This is a genomic window from Cupriavidus sp. SW-Y-13, from assembly GCF_009793345.1.
GTDB lineage: Bacteria > Pseudomonadota > Gammaproteobacteria > Burkholderiales > Burkholderiaceae > Cupriavidus.
Genome location: NZ_WHLX01000001.1, coordinates 232,882 through 251,580, shown reverse-complemented (window position 1 = coordinate 251,580; position 18,699 = coordinate 232,882). Strand labels below are relative to the sequence as shown.

The window sequence follows — 18,699 nt, the reverse complement described above, 5'->3', positions numbered from 1 at the left end:
TCTATCGACCCGGACGCGGCAGCTCCAAACGAAATACGCTCGCAAGCCTGTGAGCGCCAGTCACAACGGACGGGCTCAGCGATGCACGCTGCCGCGCAGCCCCTGCATCACCGAATCGCGGCCACGACCGGCCAGCACATCCGTCATCACGGCTTCAAGGCTGACCGGATGCACGCCGAGTTCGGTGGCCATCGGTTGGGCCAGCACATTGTCGAGCCGCATCGAATCGAGATTGTCGCGAGAGAGCACCGTACCGCCGGGCATGTGTTCGAGCACCGCCGCCTGCATGCGCGCCAGTGCATCGGGCAATGCGATCACCGGGCGCGGATGCCCCGACGCGCGGCCCGCGAACTTGACCAGTTCCTCCAGCGTATAGACCTGCGGACCGCCCAGTTCATACACCTGGCCGATGGTCGAGGGATTCGCCATCGCGTTGACGAACGCCTGCACCACATCCATCACGAACACCGGCTGGAAGCGCGCATGCGCACAGGCCAGCGGCACCACGGGCGCCATCTGCTGCAACTGGGCGAACAGGTTCAGGAAATGATCGTCGGGGCCGAATACCACCGAGGGCCGCAGCACCGTCCACGCAAGGCCGCTCTCGCGCACGATGCGCTCGCCTTCGCCTTTGCTGCGCAGATACATCGACGGCCCCTGCGCGTCGGCGCCGAGCGCACTCATGTGGATCAGGCGGCGAACGCCGGTGCGCTGGCACGCATCGACCAACTGGCGCGGCAGGTCTACGTGCGCCGAGGCGAACTGCGGACCATACGGATCGGCCCGGTCGCCGTGCAGCACACCAACGAGGTTGACGACGATGCCATCCACGCCGAGCGATCCGATGGCATCGTCGAGCACTGCCGTATCGGCCAGCCCAAGCTCCACCGTTTCCACGCGCGGCAGGAGTAGCAGGTGCTGCGCATGCTCGACATGGCGCGTACCGACCACGATGCGGTCAGGTGCGATGGGACTATCGGGATTGGCGGACGGATCGAGCGGCGCGCCGGACGCTGAAGCTGCGCCGGCAAGGCGGGAGACGAGGTGGCTGCCGATGAAGCCGGCACCCCCGATGACAAGAACATTGCTGGTCTGCATGGTGGGCTCCGTGACGGCCGCGCCGCGCACTACCCGGCGAGGGTAGCCGCAGCACGGTCTTCGCATTGCGATTCGCGCATTGCGATTCCATTACACACGCATCGATGCGTGCGCCGGCATCACGAAGACCCTGCCCCGCTTTGGGGCAGCCAGGCTTAGGGCAAGCTGGTCGTCGTGACGCTGGACGGCGCGACCACACCCAGCCGGTCCTTCAGCGACTGGGGGCGGCCACTCATCAATGCAGAATAGTACGTGGCGTTGGAAAGCACATTCTTGACGTAGACGCGCGTTTCCGTGAACGGGATGGTCTCTGCAAAGATCGCGCCTTCCACCGGCCGCGACAGGCTCGAACGCCAGTTCTTGGGGCGTCCCGGGCCTGCGTTATAGCCAGCGGAAGCCAGCGTCCATGAACTGTCGAGGTCGGTCAGCACCATGCTCATGTAATTTGTACCGAGCATGATGTTGATGTTCGGGTCGCTCATCATCGACGGCGAGAAGTCGGTCATGCCGATCTTCTTGGCCACGAAACGCGCGGTGGCCGGCATGACCTGCATCAGCCCGTGCGCGCCCGCCGATGAGCGTGCGTCCATGATGAAGCGCGATTCCTGTCGGATCAGCCCATACGCCCAGGCCATGTCCAGGCCCACGGCTTCGGTGTTCCGGTGCATGATGTCCTGATAAGGCATCGGGAAGCGCTGTGCGAAATCGTGTTCGGTCTTCGTACGATCCGACGTATTGACCGTGCGATCCAGCAGCGAGATCTTGCGCGCATACTCGGCCGCAGCCAGCAGTTCGCGGTCGTTCATGCCGCGCAGTTCCCAGTTCCACTCGCGGTTGCCTTCGAAACGCAGATTCAGGCTGTAGAACTTCTGCGCGCGGACAAAGCCCGGACGCGAACGCATCGCCATGGCCTCGCCATCGGTCACCGCCGTGCGCTGCGGCACCGTGATGCGGCGCCCCAGTTCCTCGCTGGCCAGCTGGCCATAGAAGTTGAACTGGCTGGCAATCGACTGGAACTGCTGCTCGGCATCGCTGGTGCGGCCATCGGCCTTCAGCGCGCGGCCATACCAATACGTCCATGCCGGGTCCTTGCCGCGCAGTTCCGGACGCATCAGTTCGATGGACTGCCGCACCTGCTTCCAGTCGCCCTGGCGCAGCGCGGCGCGTACACGCCACTCCTGCGTTTCATCGGACAGCCACTGGTTGCCGCCCATGTCGAGCTGGCGGCGATAGTAACCGGCGGCCTCGGGCATCAGTTTCTTGGCGGCGTACTGACCGATCACGCCCCACGCCGCGCCTTGTTCATCGCGCGACAGGTTGCCGACGATGGTGCTCAGGTACGCTGCGGCCTGCGCGGGATCGCTACGTGCCATCTTGACCACGGTGGCCAGCGCATCGCTGTCCACGCGCACATCGGGCAGCGTGCCAGCAATCTTCGCGGCCAGCGTCGTATAGTTCTGTTCCAGCGCCTGACGCGCATAGAACGCCACATCGCTGCGCTGGATCTGCTGCGCCTGCGCCATGTAGCCGATCAGGTCCACGCACGCTTCGCCAAAGTAACGTGGGTCCACAAGCAGCGCACGCGAATCGGCCGACACGTTCTGGCCCTTCAGAGCCTTCGACAGCAGCGCGTAGCACTCCACCTGCGTGTCGTCCTTCAGCACGAACTGCGGATACTGGATATCGAAATTGGCCCAGTCGCGCTTCTTGCCCAGCACCAGCAGCCAGTCATTGCGCATGCGGTCGGCAATGGCTTCGCCCTGATAACGCTGCAGGAAGGCGGCGATTTCGGCGTCCGGCGTGTCGACGCGCGCCTGGCCGCCGCTGTCGAACATCTGCGGCTTGATGCGGAAATACTCGACGTACGAGGGAATCGGATAATCGACCAGCGTGGCCGAGATGGCCGCGGCGCGATCCACGTCGTTCTTGCGTGCGGCTTCGCGCAGGGCAACGAACGCATCGTCCGGATTGGACGGGATGGTTTGCGCGGCGGGTTGCTGAGGTGCGGGTCGCGCTTGCGGCGCGGGTTTCTTCTGGGCAAAAGCCGGCGTGGCCAGCAGCGCGCCCGCGAACGCCAGCCATGCGATGCGGCCTGCGCGGCGCAGATATACTCCCTTCGGCATTCTTTGCTATCCCTTATGTGGTCGTGCATGCCCTTTTTCGACGGCACGCACGCAAATGTTCGTTTGACGGAATCGGTCTGATTGCCGGCCATTATTGCACGCCATGTCACCCACCCAAGTACCGGACAGAGGCCCGGACGACCGCCAATTCAACGCCGCGGAAGACCGGCGCACCATGCGCCGCCGGCTGCTCGAATTGCGCGCCAACCTGCCTGGCCGCACCGAGGCCGATGCCCGCATCGAAGCGGCGCTCGGCACGTTGCTGGAACGGCTTGGCGTACGAAAGGTCGGCTTCTACTGGCCGATCCAGCAGGAATTCGACGCACGCGGCGCTATCGCGCACTGGCTGGCCGCCATGCCGGGCCGCACCGCCGCCCTGCCCGTGGTCAACCGCCCCGGTGCGCCGCTCGACTTCCATCTCTGGACGCCAGACACGACAATGCGCGCCGGCCACTACGGCATACCCGTGCCCGATGGCACCGAGGCCGTGACGCCCGACGCGCTGCTCATACCCTGTGTCGGTTTCAGCGCCGATAAGTTCCGGCTAGGTTACGGCGGTGGGTTCTACGATCGCACGCTGGCGGCAATGGCCGGTGCTGGCGCCACACCGGTGGCGATCGGGATTGGCTATGAAGCGTGCCGGGTTGCGCTGGCTGCGGAACCACACGATTTGCCGATGGAGTGGATGGTGACGGAGGTGGGGGGGTTTTGAAGTTGGTTTTCTCCCCTCTCCCGCACGGCGGGAGAGGGGCGGGGGAGAGGGTAAGCCTCACAAGATGCGATGGCCGCAGGTTGAACCGCTAAGCCCTCTCCCCCAACCCCTCTCCCGCGAAGCGGGAGAGGGGAGAAAACATACAGCGTGAGACAAGCCTTTACAGCTTCAACCGCTGCCAGATCGCCTTCGTCGCTGCCGCCGTATTCAGCGTGTAGAAGTGCAGCCCCGGCACGCCTGCCGCGAGCAACCGTTCGCACAGCGCGGTCACCACGTCCAGGCCGAAGGCGCGGATGGCTTCCTTATCGTCGCCGAAGGATTCCAGCTTCTTTGCCACCCAGCGCGGCACTTCGGCGCCGCACATTTCCGAGAAGCGCATCAGTTGCGAGTAGTTCGTGATCGGCATGATGCCGGGCACGATGGGCACGTCCACGCCGTTGGCGCGGGCTTCGTCGACGAAGCGGAAGTACGCGTCGGCGTTGAAGAAATACTGGGTGATGGCCGAGTCGGCGCCGGCCTTCACCTTGCGCACGAAGTTATCGAGATCGTGACGCGGCGAACGGGCCTGCGGATGGTATTCGGGATAAGCCGCAACTTCGATATGGAACCAGTCGCCGGTCTCCGCGCGGATGAACTCCACCAACTCGTTGGCGTAGCGGAACTCGCCGATCTCGCCCATGCCCGACGGCATGTCGCCGCGCAGGGCCACGATGTGGCGGATGCCGCCATCGCGATAGGCTTGCAGGATGGCGCGGATGTTCTCTCGCGTGGAGCCCACGCACGACAGGTGTGGCGCGGCCTCGATGCCTTCGCGCTGGATCTCCAGCACGGCGTCCAGCGTGCCCTGTTGCGTGGTGCCGCCGGCGCCGAACGTCACGGAGATGTATTTGGGCTGCAGCGGTGCCAGTTGCGCGCGCGTGTTGCGGAGCTTTTCCGCGCCCTCCGCCGTCTTGGGCGGGAAGAATTCGAAGCTGAAGTAGCGGTCGGTCATGGTAGGCACGCCGCGGGGGCGCGGCGCCCGTAGGAAATCGCTCGCGGTCAATCGCGCTCGCCGAGCAGCACGCTCGCGAGGATCGTCGAAATCACGCTATAGAGAATGGAGCCGAGCAGCGCCGAGCCAAAGCCGTTGACGACAAACCCCTGCAACAGGTTGCCGACAAACAGGAATAGCAGCGCGTTGATGACGAAGATGAAGAGTCCCAGCGTCAGCAGCGTGACCGGAAGTGTCAGGATGACCAGGATCGGACGGATCAGCGTATTGACCAGACCCAGCACCAGCGCGGCAACCATCGCGGAGCCGAAGCCCCCGAGCTCGATGCCGCTGAGCAGATAGCTCACCAGAAACAGCGAAGCGGCGTTGATGATCCAGACAGCCAACAGTCTCATTGCGACTCCTTCTTTTTCGATTCGGATGGAATGGGCACAGTTTGCAGGCCGTATCGCGCAGTAGGCGCTGGCCCTCACCCCCGACCCCTCTCCCGCATGCGGGAGAGGGGAGCCTGGTTACAGGCGCGGGAGTGGGAGGATGTCGATCAATAACGGTAGTGATCGGCCTTGTACGGACCCTGCTTCGACACGCCGATGTAGGCGGCCTGCTGCTCGGTCAGTTCGGACAGTTGCGCGTTCAGCTTCTTCAACTGCAGGCGTGCCACCTTCTCGTCCAGGTGCTTCGGCAGCACGTACACGCCAACCGGGTACTTGCCGCTGTCGCGCTCTGCCCACAGTTCGATCTGGGCGATCGTCTGGTTGGCGAACGAGCTGCTCATCACGTACGACGGGTGGCCCGTGCCGCAGCCCAGGTTCACCAGACGGCCCTTGGCCAGGATGATCAGCTTCTTGCCGTCCGGGAAGATCACGTGGTCAACCTGCGGCTTGATCTCGTCCCATTCGTACTTCTCGATCGAGGCGATGTCGATCTCGTTGTCGAAGTGGCCGATGTTGCAGACGATGGCCTGGTCCTTCATCTTGGCCATGTGCTCGTGCGTGATCACGTGGTAGTTACCCGTGCAGGTCACGAAGATGTCGCCGTGTTCGGCGGCGTAATCCATCGTCACCACGCGGTAGCCTTCCATGGCAGCCTGCAGTGCGCAGATCGGGTCGATTTCCGTGACCCAGACCTGTGCCGACAGTGCGCGCAGTGCCTGGGCGCTGCCCTTGCCCACGTCACCGTAGCCGGCCACGACGGCGACCTTGCCTGCGATCATCACGTCGGTGGCGCGCTTGATGCCGTCCACCAGCGATTCGCGGCAGCCATACAGGTTGTCGAACTTGCTCTTGGTCACCGAGTCGTTCACGTTGATGGCCGGGAAGCGCAGTTCGCCGCGCTGTGCCATCTGGTACAGGCGGTGCACGCCCGTGGTGGTTTCCTCGGTCACGCCACGGATGGCGTCCAGGTTGCGGCTGTACCAGGTGGAATCCTTGGCCAGCTTTTCCTTGATCGCGGCAAACAGGAAGGTTTCTTCTTCGCTGGTCGGGTTGCCGATGACCGATGCATCCTTCTCGGCGCGGGCGCCCAGGTGCAGCAGCAGCGTGGCATCGCCGCCATCGTCCAGGATCATGTTCGGCGTGCCGCCATCGGCCCAGTCGAAGATGCGGTGCGTGAAGTCCCAGTATTCCTTCAGCGTTTCACCCTTGAACGCGAACACCGGCGTGCCCGATTCGGCGATGGCCGCGGCAGCGTGGTCCTGCGTCGAGTAGATGTTGCACGATGCCCAGCGCACGTCGGCGCCCAGTGCCTTCAGCGTCTCGATCAGCACGGCGGTCTGGATCGTCATGTGCAGCGAACCGGCAACGCGGGCGCCCTTGAGCGGCTGCGCGGCGGCGAATTCGTCACGAATGGCCATCAGACCCGGCATTTCGGTTTCGGCGATGGCGATTTCCTTGCGGCCCCAGCCGGCCAGGCCGATGTCGGCCACGAGGTAGTCTTGCTTGAGTTCGGTTACAGCGTTCATGAATCACTCCGGTCGTTGTGGTGGTGAGGCGGGGGACGGGAGTAGTAATGGCCGCGCCGCGCACGAAGGCACGTGGTAGATCACGTGCGTGGCGGGCAGGCAGGTCGACTCGCGCCCCGTGCAGACCACGGGACAGCGAGCGCCGTTGAGACATTCCGAGCCTGGCGGATGGCGAGGCCATCCGTTGCAACGCTCCTCGGAGTGGCGGTATTGTAGCGTGCCTGTCCGCGCCCTGCGGCGCGAATTGCCACAATTTTTCCTGCCAATTCCATCCGACCGACCCTGCCTCGCACATGCATTCCACGCCACCCCGCACCCTGACCATTGCCGGTTCCGACTCCGGCGGCGGCGCCGGCATCCAGGCTGACCTCAAGACTTTTGCCGCGTTTGGCTGCTTCGGCATGAGCGCGATCACGGCCATCACGGCGCAGAACACGCTCGGCGTCACCGGGGTCCACGCGATTCCCGCCGACATGGTCGGCGCGCAGATCGATGCCGTGGCCAGCGATATCGGCGTGGACGCCGCCAAGACCGGCATGCTCGGCACCGCCGCCATCGTCGAGGCCGTGGCCGCCGCCGTGGATCGCCACGGCATTCGCCGCCTGGTGGTCGATCCGGTCATGATCTCGACGTCGGGCGCCACGCTGTCCGACGACGCCACGAGCCAGGCCATGGTGAAGCTGCTGTTTCCGCGCGCGATCCTGGTCACGCCGAACCTGCCCGAGGCATCCTACCTGCTGGGCCGGCGCATCGCGCGGCGCGCCGAGATGGAAACCGCTGCTGCCGATCTGCTCGCGATGGGATGCCAGGCGGTGCTGCTCAAGGGCGGCCATCTCGAAGACGATGGCCCCAACGCCGCCGGCCTCGACGACCTGTTGATGCTGGCCGATGGCACGGTGCGCGTGTACACGCATCCGCGCATCGATACCCCGAACCTGCACGGCACCGGTTGCACGTTGGCCGCGGCCATCGCCGCGCAACTGGCGCGCGACGAGGCACTGCCCGATGCGGTGAGCACGGCGCTGGACTTCGTTGCGCAAGCCATCGCGGCCGGCTCACGCCTGCGCCTGGGTAGCGGCAACGGGCCGCTCAACCACGGCTTCGCGCCGCGCGTACTGGGTTGATGGGGTTGATGGCGATGGCAATGGAAACGCTGAAAGACATCGATCTGCGCAACGACCCCGCCGCGCGCTGGTTCGTGAAAGATGAAACGGTGCAGGTGATTTTTGCGGAGGTACCCGGCGAACTGGTCAGCCGCGAAGGGCCGAACCGCTACCAGGCCGGCGATGCCATCGTGACCGGCGCCACGGGCGACCGCTGGGTGGTGTCGCGCGAGCGCTTCGATGCGCGCTATGTCCCGGAGGGTTCAACGGGCGCCTACCGCAACCGGCCTGTGCCGGTGCTGGTGAAGGAGATGCCGCAGGCGTTCGCGATCGAACGATCGGCGGGGGGCGATGTGCTGACCGGCAAGCCGGGCGACTGGCTGATGCAGTACGCGCCCGGCGACTACGGCATTACCGAGCGCGCCAGGTTCCTGGCGGTCTACCGGCCTGCGGAGAAACCTGCGGCCTAGTTGCCGCCAGCCAGTTGCACGAGCTTGAACGACGCGCGGGCCACGCAGCACACGGTGCCCGATGCGTCGCGCGCTTCGCCTTCGCAGAAGGCGATCTTGTTGCCCCGGCGGATGCAGCGCGATTCGAACGTCAGTTCACCACGTGCGGCGGCCAGAAAGTGCGTCGACATGTCGATGGTGATCACGCCCACGTCCAGCGGCGCGTGCGAGCGCGCCGCTCCACTCAGCGTGAAGTCCAGCACCGCCATCAGCGTGCCGCCGTGGACATCGCCCCGGCTATTCACCACATTGCCGTTGGCCGGCAACCGCGTGCGGCACAACCCCTCTTCCATGTATTCCGGCTGCAGCCCAAGCAGGCGCATCAGCGGGATATCGATACCGAAATAGGGCTTTTCCGGCGTGCCGGGCGCGGCGGGCTTGATCTCGTTCACTGCTGTTTCCTCTCTGCTGGGTTCCGTATGGCGGAACCTCATTCCTATGGTGACTGGGGGAAGAGGATATGCGGATTTGGCGGGAGCCGGAAGGCACCGTGGCCGGTTAGCGCACCAGACGTGCCGGACCTTCCTTATTTCCTGAGCGGCGTGCGGATCGCATGGCCAATGGCCCCGGTACGCAGCGCGATCTTTGCCGTGTCCTCGCGCAGCGCGCGCAGGCGGCGCTCCAGCAGCGCATTGGCCGTGCGACCGGAGGAACTGGCTGTCGATGCCTCGCCTTGGTCGTGCGATTTCTGCAGCGGCTCATCGGCGCCGATCTCGCCCGACGCCACGGCCTGCGCCAGCACTTCGGCACGCCGGCGGTCTGCCGAATCCGCGATGCGCGCACGTCGCTCGCTGGCATCGTCGGCTGCGGCATCGCTGGCCGTCGACGGCGCCGGCTCATGCACCAGTTCCACGCCCGCCACCGCGGCTTCCGCCGGACTGCGGACAAAACCAACGCCCTGCGTGTCGTGCCGCACCTCGCCCGCCAGCCGCTCGCTGGCCAGCGTCAGCGAGCGCAGCGCGGCATCGGTGGCCTGCACGATGGCCGATTCCGCTGCGGGTATGTCGAGCTCGCCATAGTACTGCCGTACCTGGATACGCGCGGCGGCCACGTGCGCGGCCACCAGGTAGTTCTGCACGATGAAGCGGCTCAGGTTGTCCACGGCCCGCTGCCGGGTACGCGGTTCGTCCAGCATGCGCTGCAGCGAGCCGATCAGCGCCGACAGGTTGTCCATGAACTGCTTGCGCTGCACACGGTACGCAAAATCGTCCGAGACCTTGCGGGTCAACAGGTCGCGCGTGGCGGCAATGTAGCGGCGGTTGGCCTGCAGCACGTTCTCCACCAGCTTGGGAATCGCCCGATACTCCCAGCTCGGCAGCACGAAGCTGAAGAGCGAGGCAATCACGCCGCCAATCACCGTGTCCACCAGCCGCTCGCCCACCACCGTCTGGCTGCCCGGCAGCAGCAGGTTTATCTGGATCAGCACCTGCACGCACGCGGCAATGGCGGTGTACCGGTACTTGATCGTCACGAACGTGGCGCTTGCCACCAGCGCCAGATACAGGATGGCGAGCAGTACCAGCGGTTCGTGAATCCAGCGCAGGATGCCCACGCTGATGATGCAGCCGATCAGCGTGCCGATCAGCCGGTCGTTGTACCGCTGCTTCGTCATGCTGAAGTTCGGCTTCAGGATCACGACGATCGTCAGCAGGATCCAGTAGCTGTGCGAGGCATAGGGCAGTTGTTCGCCGATCCAGAGCCCCACCGCCACCGCCATGGTGATGCGCAGCGCGAACCGGAACGCCGGGGCACGCCAGTGCAGGCTGTCGCGCAGGGCGCCGAACTCGTATTTCTGGCGTGTCAGGAACGGCGTCATGTCCGAGCCGGGCAGCACCTTCAGCGGCTCCACGGGCGTACGCGACGCCTCGTGCAACTGGCCCACCAGCGCGATGGCACCACGCATCATTTCCAGCGTGTCGCGCAGGGCACCCATCGCCACCGGCGATACGTGGTGATGCCGCAGTTGCTCGATCTCGGACTCCACCGCGCGCAGGTCGGGGCCGTAGTCGTAGGCGCTGTACGAAGGCCGCCCGCGCGTCACGTCGTAGGCGATTTCCTCAAGGTCCTTGCAGAGTCCCAGCACCAGCCGGCGCAGCCCATCCAGCACGGGCGTGCCGCCGAACGTCTGACGCAGCAGCGCATAGTCGGTATTGGTCGACAGCAGGTACTCATAGACGTCGAGCATCCGCATATGCACCTGCACCAGGAGGCCGTCGTGCTGCGTCCGGTTGCCACGCAGCACCATGTCGCGCGCCGCCTGCTGCCGCTCCGCCACCACGATCTGCTGGCGCACCAGCCGGTTGAACTGCTCCTCGTAATCCGTACCGGCGTCGTAGAACGCCGCCTTGATTTCGAGATAGGCCGCCATCTCGTAGAGCGATTCGGCCAGGATCTGCTGGCGCGTGCGGCGCTCGGTGATCCAGCTGACGACCATCGCATAGAGCAGGTATCCAAAGGCGCCCGCGCCGAACTGCAGCGCGTGGGTCAGGGCCTTTTCCACCACGAAATCCTCGTTGATCGTCAGTGTCATGACGAACAGCATCGAGAACTGCAGCGGCATGGTCTTGTTGCCATAGACTGTCATCATGCCGGCCAGGAACGTGACTAGCACAAGCACGAACGGCAGCACGCGCGGAAACGGCGAGACCAGCGCCACCAGCGCGGTCACCGCCGTGCATAGCAGCACGCTCGCCAGCATCTCGTTGAACTTGTGGTTCAGCGGGCTCGGCAGGTCCATCAGGCTTGTGCATAGCGCGCCGATCGACACCACCATGGCGCTGGGCAGGTCCATGAACTGCATGGCGATCAGCGTCGTGCCGATCACGCCCGTGGCCGAGCGCAGTCCACGATAGATATAGTGCGAGAAGAGGAACGTGCGGGGATCGTGCGCGTATTCCATGGGACCGTATGGTGAAACGGGCGCCGTCACCGCACGGGCGACGGCGCCTCGGCTGGCAGGTTACTGGCCGAGCCAGCGTGCGCGTCCGGCATGCTTGTCCGCCTCGACGGACACCTTGTACTGCGTGGCCGGCTCACGCGCCAGCGTCACGGGCAGCACGTGCAGTTCGTCGCGCCGGAACACGTGCAGCGCCACCTCGTCCCCCGGTCGATAACGCGCCAACATCTTGTCGAGTTGCCCCGGTGCCACGCGCAGGCCATCCACAGCGGCAAGCAGGTCGCCCGCCGAGAGTCCGCCCTGCTGCCCTGCCCCACCGTCGAGCACCTGGGTCACGCGCACCCAGCCCTCGTCGGTACGGCTCTTGATACCGAGCACCGCCGTGGCCGATGGCTTCTGCGTCTCCGCCCGGATGCCGAAGGCGCGAAACAGCGGCACCAGCCCGATCTCGCCCGTGCCCTCGGTCAGCGCACGCAGCAGGTTGCCGAGTTTCAGGCCCGAGATCTCGTCGAACAGCGCATACACTTCCGCCTCGGTCACGCCACGCTGGCGGGCACCCGGCGCATAGAAGTCGCGGCCGTAGCGTTGCCAGAGCGCGCGCATGACATCGTCGAGTGATTTCCTGCCCTTGGTCTTCTCGCGGATCGTCAGGTCCAGCGCCAGGGCTACCAGCGAACCCTTGGTGTAGTAGCTGACGATGGCGTTCGGCGCGTTCTCGTCCTGGCGATAGTATTTGGTCCACGCATCGAACGCGCTCTCGGCCACGCTCTGCTTGGTGCGGCCATTGCCACGCAGCACGCCGTTCCAGGTCTTGGCCAGGATGTCCACATACTGCTTCTCGGTAACCAGTCCCGTGCGCGCCAGGATCAGGTCATCGTAATAACTCGTGAAACCTTCGAAGAGCCACAGCAGCGGCGAATACGTTTCCTGCGCAAGCTGGTACGGCACGTAGGCGGCCGGCTTGATCCGCTTGACGTTCCACGTATGGAAATACTCGTGGCTGCAGAGACCCAGGAACGTGCGATAGCCTTCGCTCTGTTCGCTGTTGCCGCGCACCGGCAGATCGTTGCGCGCGCACATCAGCGCCGTGCTGGCGCGATGTTCCAGGCCGCCGTAGCCATCGGTCGTGACCATCGTCATGAACACGTAGCGGCGATTGCTGTCGAGCATGGGCGCGCGGGCGGTGCGTGGCTCGAACAGCTTGATCTGCGCCTCGCAGATCTGCTTCAGGTCGCGGCAGACGCGCTGGATGTCGAGCTGCGGCACGCGGCCCGTGAACACCACGTCATGCTGCACGCCGCAGGCGCGGAAGCTGGCCAGCGCGAACGCGCCCATCTCCACGGGATGGTCGATCAGTTCGTCGTAGTCCGCAGCCAGGTAACGGCCAAAGCCGTAGCGGCGCGCGCCGCCCGCACCCTTTGCCTCGGGCAGCGACGTGGCCACGCGCCAGTCGGCATACGCATCCCCTGCCGGTGCGTGGATATCCACCGTGCACGGCTGCTCGTCCTGACCCACCACGCGCAGGAACACGGAACTGCCGTTGAAGAAGCCGTGGGTGGTGTCCAGATGCGCGGCGCGCACGGACAGATCCCAGGCATAGACTTCGTAGCTCAGCGTCAGCGGACCGGCGTTGGCAGCCAGCGGTTCGGCCTGCCAGGTCTGCTTGTCGAGCTTGGTCAGCGATACGGGCTCGCCGCCTGCATCGGCGCGGATGCGGACGATATTGCGGGCGAAGTCTCGGATCATGTAGCTGCCCGGAATCCACGCGGGTAGCGTGAACACCTGGCCAGCGGAGTCGGGGGCATCCACCGTCACGGTGACGGCAAACATGTGGGCTTCGGGTTGAAGCGGGGCGATGGCGTAGCGGATCGGCGTCATGGTCACGAATTGTAGCGTCACGTTCCGATGGGCGGCGAGAACGCCGATCCACGCAGGTACTGTCCCGGTCAGCGTCGCCGGGACATCGGGGCAACTTCCCTACGCGTTGACGTCGACCACCACGCGCCCGCGCATGCCCCCTTCCACGATCTTGCGTCCGGCCTCGATGGCCTCGGCCAGCTTGATCTCGCGCGTGATGGCCTGCAGCCGGTCCGGTGCCAGATCCTGCGCCAGCCGCTTCCATGCCGTCTCGCGCAGCGGCATCGCCGCCATCACGCTGTCGATGCCCGCCAGTGTCACGCCGCGCAGGATGAACGGCGCCACCGACGCCGGGAAATCCATGCCCTGCGCCAGCCCGCAAGCGGTGACCACGCCGCCGTAGCGGACCTGCGCGCAGGCGTTGACCAATGTGTGCGAACCCACCGAATCCACCACGGCCGCCCAGCGCTCCTTCTGCAACGGCTTGTTCGGTACGCCCAGTTCGGCGCGGTCGATCACGTCGGCAGCGCCCAGTGCACGCAGGAAGTCTGCTTCCCTGGTCTTGCCCGTCGATGCAATCACGCGATAGCCAAGCTTGGACAAGATGGAGATGGCCACAGAACCGACACCACCCGAAGCGCCCGTCACCAGCACCTCGCCATCGCCCGGACGCACCGGCCCGTTCACCCCGCCGCGCTCCAGCGCCAGCACAGACAGCATCGCCGTGTAGCCCGCCGTGCCAATCGCCATCGCCTGCTTCGTGGTGAATGCATCGGGCAGCTTCACCAGCCAGTCGCCCTTGAGCTTCGTGCGCTGCGCCAGGCAACCCCAGTGCGTCTCGCCCACGCCGTAGCCGTTGAGCACCACGCGGTCGCCGGTCTTCCAACGCGGATCGTCCGACGCCAGCACAGTGCCCGCGCCATCGATGCCCGCCACCATCGGCCACTTGCGCACCACCGGCGAGCGGCCAGTGATCGCCAGCCCGTCCTTGAAGTTGATCGTCGAGTAGTCGACGGCCACCAGCACATTGCCATCCTCGGGCAACCGGGCCTCGTCGATCTGTGCCACTTCCGCCTGCGTCTTGCCATCGGCCTGGGTCAGCAGCAAAGCCTGGAACGTCATGGTGATGTCTCCCGTCTGGATGTTGTGTGGGTGTGAGGGTTCGTGATGGATGGGGGCCGGAAATGCAAAGCGGCCGGACTAGGCCGGCCGCTCCTGACAGCCGGGGGTGCATCCGGCGTCGTTATTTTTTCAGGCTTGCGAGCTTGCGTTCGAGCGTGGCCGCATCGGCCGCCCCCGGAATGCGCGTACCGTCCGTGAAGAACACGGCCGGCGTGCCATTGATGTTCAGACTCTGGCCAAGCGCCAGATTCTGATCCACCGGCGTATTGCAGCTACCGTTTCCGGTCAGCGCCGTGTGGTTCAGCATCCAGTCGCGCCATGCCTTGGTGCGGTCCGTCGAGCACCAGACCTGCTTGGCCTTGACCGTCGAGTCTGGCGACAGCACCGGATAGAGGAAGGTGTAGATCGTGACATTGTCCATTTGCTGGAAGGTCTGCTCGATCTTCTTGCAATACCCACAGTTGGGGTCCGAGAACACCGCCATGGTACGGCTGCCATCGCCCTTGGTCCATTTGATGGCGCGCGACAAGGGCAGGTCCGCCCACTTGATCTTGTTGATCTCGGCCAGGCGCTCTTCGGTCAGGTTCGTATTGGTCTTGGTATCGATCAGTTCGCCGTTGAGGATGTAGCGGCCGGTGGCATCGGCATAGACGATCTGGCCGCCGACATTGACTTCGTACAGGCCCGGCATCGGCGCCTTGGTCACGCTCTTGACCTCGGCGCGGCCGCCCAGCATCTTCTGGATCGACGCCTTGATCTTGTCCGTACCCGGCTCATCCGCGGCCAGCGCGTGCAGTGCGTAACCGGCCACGGCCACGCCGCCTGCAAGGGCGGTGAAGGTGGCAACGCGGGCGGAACGGCGGCGGAACATTTGCAACATATTGACTCCAGGTTCGGAAGGCCGGTCAGTGCGCCGGCTTGGATCTTGAATGTGTTCGGTGAATCGTCGGTGCGGCGGCAGGTACGGATTGTCCGCCTAGCCCAGTGCCCGGCCAATCAGAAAACGCTTGAGCAGTCCCTGACCGCCGACGGCGCGCATCCCCAGGTTGCGAACCACGCGGGCCGGTGTGCCGGGCAGCGAGAACAGGCGATGCAGGCCGTCCGTGGCGGCGGTCAGCGAGAGCAGGTCCGTGGCGCGGGCCCGCTCGTAGCGGCGCAGCAGGCGCAGGTCACCCTCGGGACGGAACGATTCTTTGTCGGCCATCACGCGGCCAAGTTCCACAACATCGCGCAGACCGAGGTTCATGCCCTGCCCGGCCAGCGGATGCACCACATGTGCCGCATCGCCCACCAGCGCCACATGCGGCATCACGAACTGCTCGGCGCGTTGCAACACCAGCGGGAAACCCTGCGCCGGCGTGATGCAACGCAAGGCACCGAAGCGGGCGCCAACGGCGCCACTGGCCACCTGCATCACCGTGGCGGCCAGCGCCTCCGGCGACAGCGCCAGCAGGTCGCGGGCATGCGCCTCGTCGGCGGACCAGACCATCGACACCCGGTTGCCCGGCAGCGGCAGGATGGCGAGGATCTCGCCATTGGCGGGCTCCTCGTCGGCCATCAGTTTTTCCGGTGCGCCGAGAAACCACTGCCATGCGGTTTCCTGATGCGGCACTTCGCAAGTGAAGTTGGCGACCACGCCAAGTTGGCGATACCGGCGCTGGGTGGTGCCGATGTGGCACTGCTGCCGCACCCAGGACCGTGCGCCATCGGCACCGACCACGCAGTTGGCCCGCACGCGCGCGCCGCTGGTCAGCGTCAGCGTGACGCCGTCGATATCGCGGGCCAGCTCTTCGGCCGTCTCATCGAACCATGTCACCTGATGCTGGAAGCGCAGCGCGGTATCGAGCAGACGCTCGACGTGGCTGGACTCGATGATCCACGCCAGTTGTGGCACCGCCGCCGCGTAGGCCGAGAAATGGAGATCGCCGTGCGGCGATGGGCCGGACTCCCCGGCGCTTTCATCGCCAAAGATGCGCATGTCGCGCACGGGCTGCACCCGGGCGGGGTCCAGCGCCTCCCAGACCCGCAGCCGCTCCAGCAGCGCCTGGGAGCTGGCCGAGAACGCATAAATGCGGCTATCCCAGTCGTCCTCGCCGGTAAGCGCCGTGCTGGCGACGGGCCGGGGCGCCACCAGCGCCACCTGCATGCCCTGCTGCGCCAGCAGCAACGCGCAAGCCTTGCCGACAATGCCACCGCCGACGACGGCAATCTGGAAGCGGGAGGAAGAATTCGACGACATATAGATAGCGGCGGCGCCAGGCGCCGGCGCTGGAGGTCCGGACATGGCTGGATTATAGCGACGTGATGAAGGCGCCATTACGGCGTGGCGTCAACGGATCACCGCGCCGCCAGCCCGGGCGGCCGTGCCAGAATCCCCCTCGGCCATGGACGCCCATCCGCTAGAATACGGGATTCGCCATTTTCCGCCTGACACCATGAGCCTCAAATGCGGCATCGTCGGCCTGCCCAACGTCGGCAAGTCCACGCTGTTTAATGCCCTGACGAAAGCCGGCATCGCCGCCGAAAACTATCCGTTCTGCACGATCGAGCCCAATGTGGGCGTGGTCGAAGTGCCGGATGCGCGGCTTGCCAAGCTGGCCGAGATCGTCAAACCCGAGCGCATCCTGCCGGCGACGGTCGAGTTCGTGGATATCGCGGGCCTGGTGGCCGGCGCCTCGAAGGGCGAAGGGCTGGGCAACCAGTTCCTGGCCAATATCCGTGAAACGGATGCCATCACGCACGTGGTGCGCTGCTTCGAAGACGAAAACGTGATCCACGTGGCGGGCAAGGTCGATCCGCTGTCCGATATCGAGGTCATCAACACTGAACTGGCACTGGCCGACCTGGCCACCGTCGAGAAGGCACACGCCCGCTACATCAAGCCGGCCCGCGCCGGTGACAAGGAAGCGTTGCGCCTGGTAGCGGTGCTGGAGAAGGCCCAGGCCGTGCTGGATCAGGCCAAGGCCGTGCGCACGCTGGACCTGGCGCCCGAAGAGTGGGAAGCCATCCGCCCGTTCTGCCTGATCACCGCCAAGCCGACGATGTATGTGGCCAACGTGCGTGAAGACGGCTTCGAGAACAATCCGCACCTCGACGCCGTGCGCGAGTACGCCAAGCAGACCGGCTCGCCGGTGGTGGCCGTCTGTGCCGCCATCGAAGCCGAAATCGCCGACCTGGAAGACGCTGACAAGGCCGAGTTCCTGGCCGACCTCGGCATGGAAGAGCCGGGCCTGGACCGCGTGATCCGCGCCGGCTTCAAGCTGTTGGGCCTGCAGACCTACTTCACGGCTGGCGTGAAGGAAGTGCGCGCCTGGACGATCCACATCGGCGACACCGCGCCGAAGGCAGCCGGCGTGATCCACACCGACTTCGAACGCGGCTTTATCCGCGCGCAGACCATCGCCTACGACGATTACATCCAGTACAAGGGCGAATCGGGCGCCAAGGAAGCCGGCAAGATGCGCGCCGAAGGCAAGGAATACGTGGTGCACGACGGCGACGTGATGAACTTCCTGTTCAACGTCTGAGTCGATACCCATCACGTATCATCGAGAAGCCCGGATTTTTCCGGGCTTTTCTTTTTGGAGGACGGGCAATCAGAACGGACGGATGGGAATGTAGGCGCAGCGGAACAGTCGCGCCTGCAAGCGAGGATATCGATTTTTTCTCGCACCCCGCGCAGCTTTTGCGCAGAGCCGCCGGTTACAGAACGGCGGGTTGAAGTCATCGGGGATCGCGGTGACGCCATCGAACAGCGACGGCTGCCATTCGATCACCTGTGCGGCAAGCCGCAGCCTCCGGCGCAATGTGCTGGCCCCGACCGCGAGATGATGCGCAATGGCCCTGCGGTCGTTGCCCATATTGGCGAAAACACGAAAATAGGCAACGGCTTCCGCGAATCGTCCGATAAGCTGCAGTTCCTTCGCAGACCTTTCCTCTCGTGCCGAGAGGCCAACCGAGGGATCATATTCGTCGGGTGCACTCAGTGAAGCCGCGATGGCGTTGTCTCTCGTCCCGCCGTCGTCATCCTCATGTCGCACGTCCAGACGCACGGCGAAACGCAGGCGTTGGTCCGCAAACTTTACGAACCGGTTGTAGAGACGCCCAAGGATCAACTGATGAATTGCGCTGTCCGCCATGTCGGGCGGCGGGACCCGGCCGCGACTCAACGCCTCGGCAGCCAGCCACGCCTCCGCCTGAAGGTCTTCGATAGTCGTCTCGCCACATGAACGTGCCGCGATGCGACGAAGGTCCGAATGAATGGCGGGAAGCAGCTTGGCGAAGAAGGCGCCAGTGTCACGCAGGGGCATGAAGGGGAACGGGTGGCA

Annotated in this window: 16 protein-coding genes and 1 riboswitch; of the genes, 4 read left to right on the top strand and 12 right to left on the bottom strand. The window is 65.2% G+C overall.

Annotation, left to right across the window (positions count from 1 at the left end):
- Nucleotides 1–75: 75 nt before the first annotated feature.
- Complete coding sequence (locus GA566_RS01155) at nt 76–1,098, bottom strand: complex I NDUFA9 subunit family protein (RefSeq protein ID WP_160471256.1); 1,023 nt, start codon at nt 1,096–1,098, stop codon at nt 76–78.
- 155 nt (nt 1,099–1,253) lie between these two features.
- Complete coding sequence (locus tag GA566_RS01150) at nt 1,254–3,221, bottom strand: lytic transglycosylase domain-containing protein (protein WP_160471254.1); 1,968 nt, start codon at nt 3,219–3,221, stop codon at nt 1,254–1,256.
- A 103-nt stretch (nt 3,222–3,324) separates the two neighbouring features.
- Between GA566_RS01150 and GA566_RS01145 the strand changes: the two genes are divergently transcribed.
- Nucleotides 3,325–3,933, top strand: a complete 609-nt coding sequence (locus GA566_RS01145; protein WP_160471253.1) for a 5-formyltetrahydrofolate cyclo-ligase — start codon at nt 3,325–3,327, stop codon at nt 3,931–3,933.
- 160 nt (nt 3,934–4,093) lie between these two features.
- Here the strand turns inward: GA566_RS01145 and metF are convergent, their stop codons facing one another.
- The 3 genes from metF to ahcY form a co-directional block, all read right to left on the bottom strand.
- A complete protein-coding gene (metF, locus tag GA566_RS01140) occupies nt 4,094–4,924 on the bottom strand; it encodes a methylenetetrahydrofolate reductase [NAD(P)H] (RefSeq protein WP_137928335.1) in 831 nt (276 codons plus the stop codon).
- Nucleotides 4,925–4,971: 47 nt separating this feature from the next.
- Nucleotides 4,972–5,319, bottom strand: coding sequence for a phage holin family protein (locus GA566_RS01135; RefSeq protein WP_137928334.1), 348 nt, complete (start codon nt 5,317–5,319; stop codon nt 4,972–4,974).
- Nucleotides 5,320–5,465: 146 nt separating this feature from the next.
- Complete coding sequence (ahcY, locus tag GA566_RS01130; protein ID WP_137928333.1) at nt 5,466–6,884, bottom strand: adenosylhomocysteinase; 1,419 nt, start codon at nt 6,882–6,884, stop codon at nt 5,466–5,468.
- Nucleotides 6,885–7,014: 130 nt separating this feature from the next.
- Nucleotides 7,015–7,088: riboswitch (S-adenosyl-L-homocysteine riboswitch) on the bottom strand.
- An 89-nt stretch (nt 7,089–7,177) separates the two neighbouring features.
- Here ahcY and thiD point away from each other — a divergent pair.
- Together thiD and GA566_RS01120 are read left to right on the top strand one after the other, a co-directional pair.
- Nucleotides 7,178–8,008 carry a bifunctional hydroxymethylpyrimidine kinase/phosphomethylpyrimidine kinase gene (thiD, locus tag GA566_RS01125; RefSeq protein WP_137928332.1) on the top strand — a complete coding sequence of 277 codons (831 nt, stop codon included), beginning with the start codon at nt 7,178–7,180 and terminating at the stop codon, nt 8,006–8,008.
- Nucleotides 8,009–8,028: 20 nt separating this feature from the next.
- Nucleotides 8,029–8,457, top strand: a complete 429-nt coding sequence (locus tag GA566_RS01120; RefSeq protein ID WP_137928331.1) for a PGDYG domain-containing protein — start codon at nt 8,029–8,031, stop codon at nt 8,455–8,457.
- On the opposite strand, the gene GA566_RS01115 is transcribed toward GA566_RS01120, so the two are convergent.
- The 6 genes from GA566_RS01115 to GA566_RS01090 all read right to left on the bottom strand — a co-directional run bounded on the left by GA566_RS01115 (nt 8,454) and on the right by GA566_RS01090 (nt 16,655).
- Complete coding sequence (locus GA566_RS01115; protein ID WP_202126641.1) at nt 8,454–8,930, bottom strand: PaaI family thioesterase; 477 nt, start codon at nt 8,928–8,930, stop codon at nt 8,454–8,456. The genes GA566_RS01120 and GA566_RS01115 overlap by 4 nt on opposite strands.
- A gap of 92 nt (nt 8,931–9,022) precedes the next feature.
- Nucleotides 9,023–11,395: an FUSC family protein gene (locus tag GA566_RS01110; RefSeq protein ID WP_160471251.1), complete on the bottom strand. Its 2,373-nt coding sequence runs from the start codon at nt 11,393–11,395 to the stop codon at nt 9,023–9,025.
- 60 nt (nt 11,396–11,455) lie between these two features.
- Complete coding sequence (locus tag GA566_RS01105) at nt 11,456–13,270, bottom strand: M61 family metallopeptidase (protein WP_160473193.1); 1,815 nt, start codon at nt 13,268–13,270, stop codon at nt 11,456–11,458.
- Between the two features lie 99 nt (nt 13,271–13,369).
- Nucleotides 13,370–14,371, bottom strand: coding sequence for an MDR family oxidoreductase (locus tag GA566_RS01100; RefSeq protein ID WP_160471250.1), 1,002 nt, complete (start codon nt 14,369–14,371; stop codon nt 13,370–13,372).
- Between the two features lie 121 nt (nt 14,372–14,492).
- A complete protein-coding gene (locus GA566_RS01095; RefSeq protein ID WP_137928327.1) occupies nt 14,493–15,251 on the bottom strand; it encodes a DsbC family protein in 759 nt (252 codons plus the stop codon).
- A gap of 96 nt (nt 15,252–15,347) precedes the next feature.
- Entirely contained in the window at nt 15,348–16,655 is a 1,308-nt protein-coding gene (locus tag GA566_RS01090; protein WP_370459253.1) for a UbiH/UbiF family hydroxylase, read from the bottom strand.
- A gap of 151 nt (nt 16,656–16,806) precedes the next feature.
- Here GA566_RS01090 and ychF point away from each other — a divergent pair, with 151 nt between their 5' ends.
- Nucleotides 16,807–17,898: a redox-regulated ATPase YchF gene (gene ychF, locus GA566_RS01085; RefSeq protein WP_137928326.1), complete on the top strand. Its 1,092-nt coding sequence runs from the start codon at nt 16,807–16,809 to the stop codon at nt 17,896–17,898.
- 69 nt (nt 17,899–17,967) lie between these two features.
- Here ychF and GA566_RS01080 read toward each other — a convergent pair whose 3' ends face one another.
- Nucleotides 17,968–18,681, bottom strand: coding sequence for a hypothetical protein (locus GA566_RS01080; protein WP_160471248.1), 714 nt, complete (start codon nt 18,679–18,681; stop codon nt 17,968–17,970).
- Between the last annotated feature and the right edge of the window lie 18 nt (nt 18,682–18,699).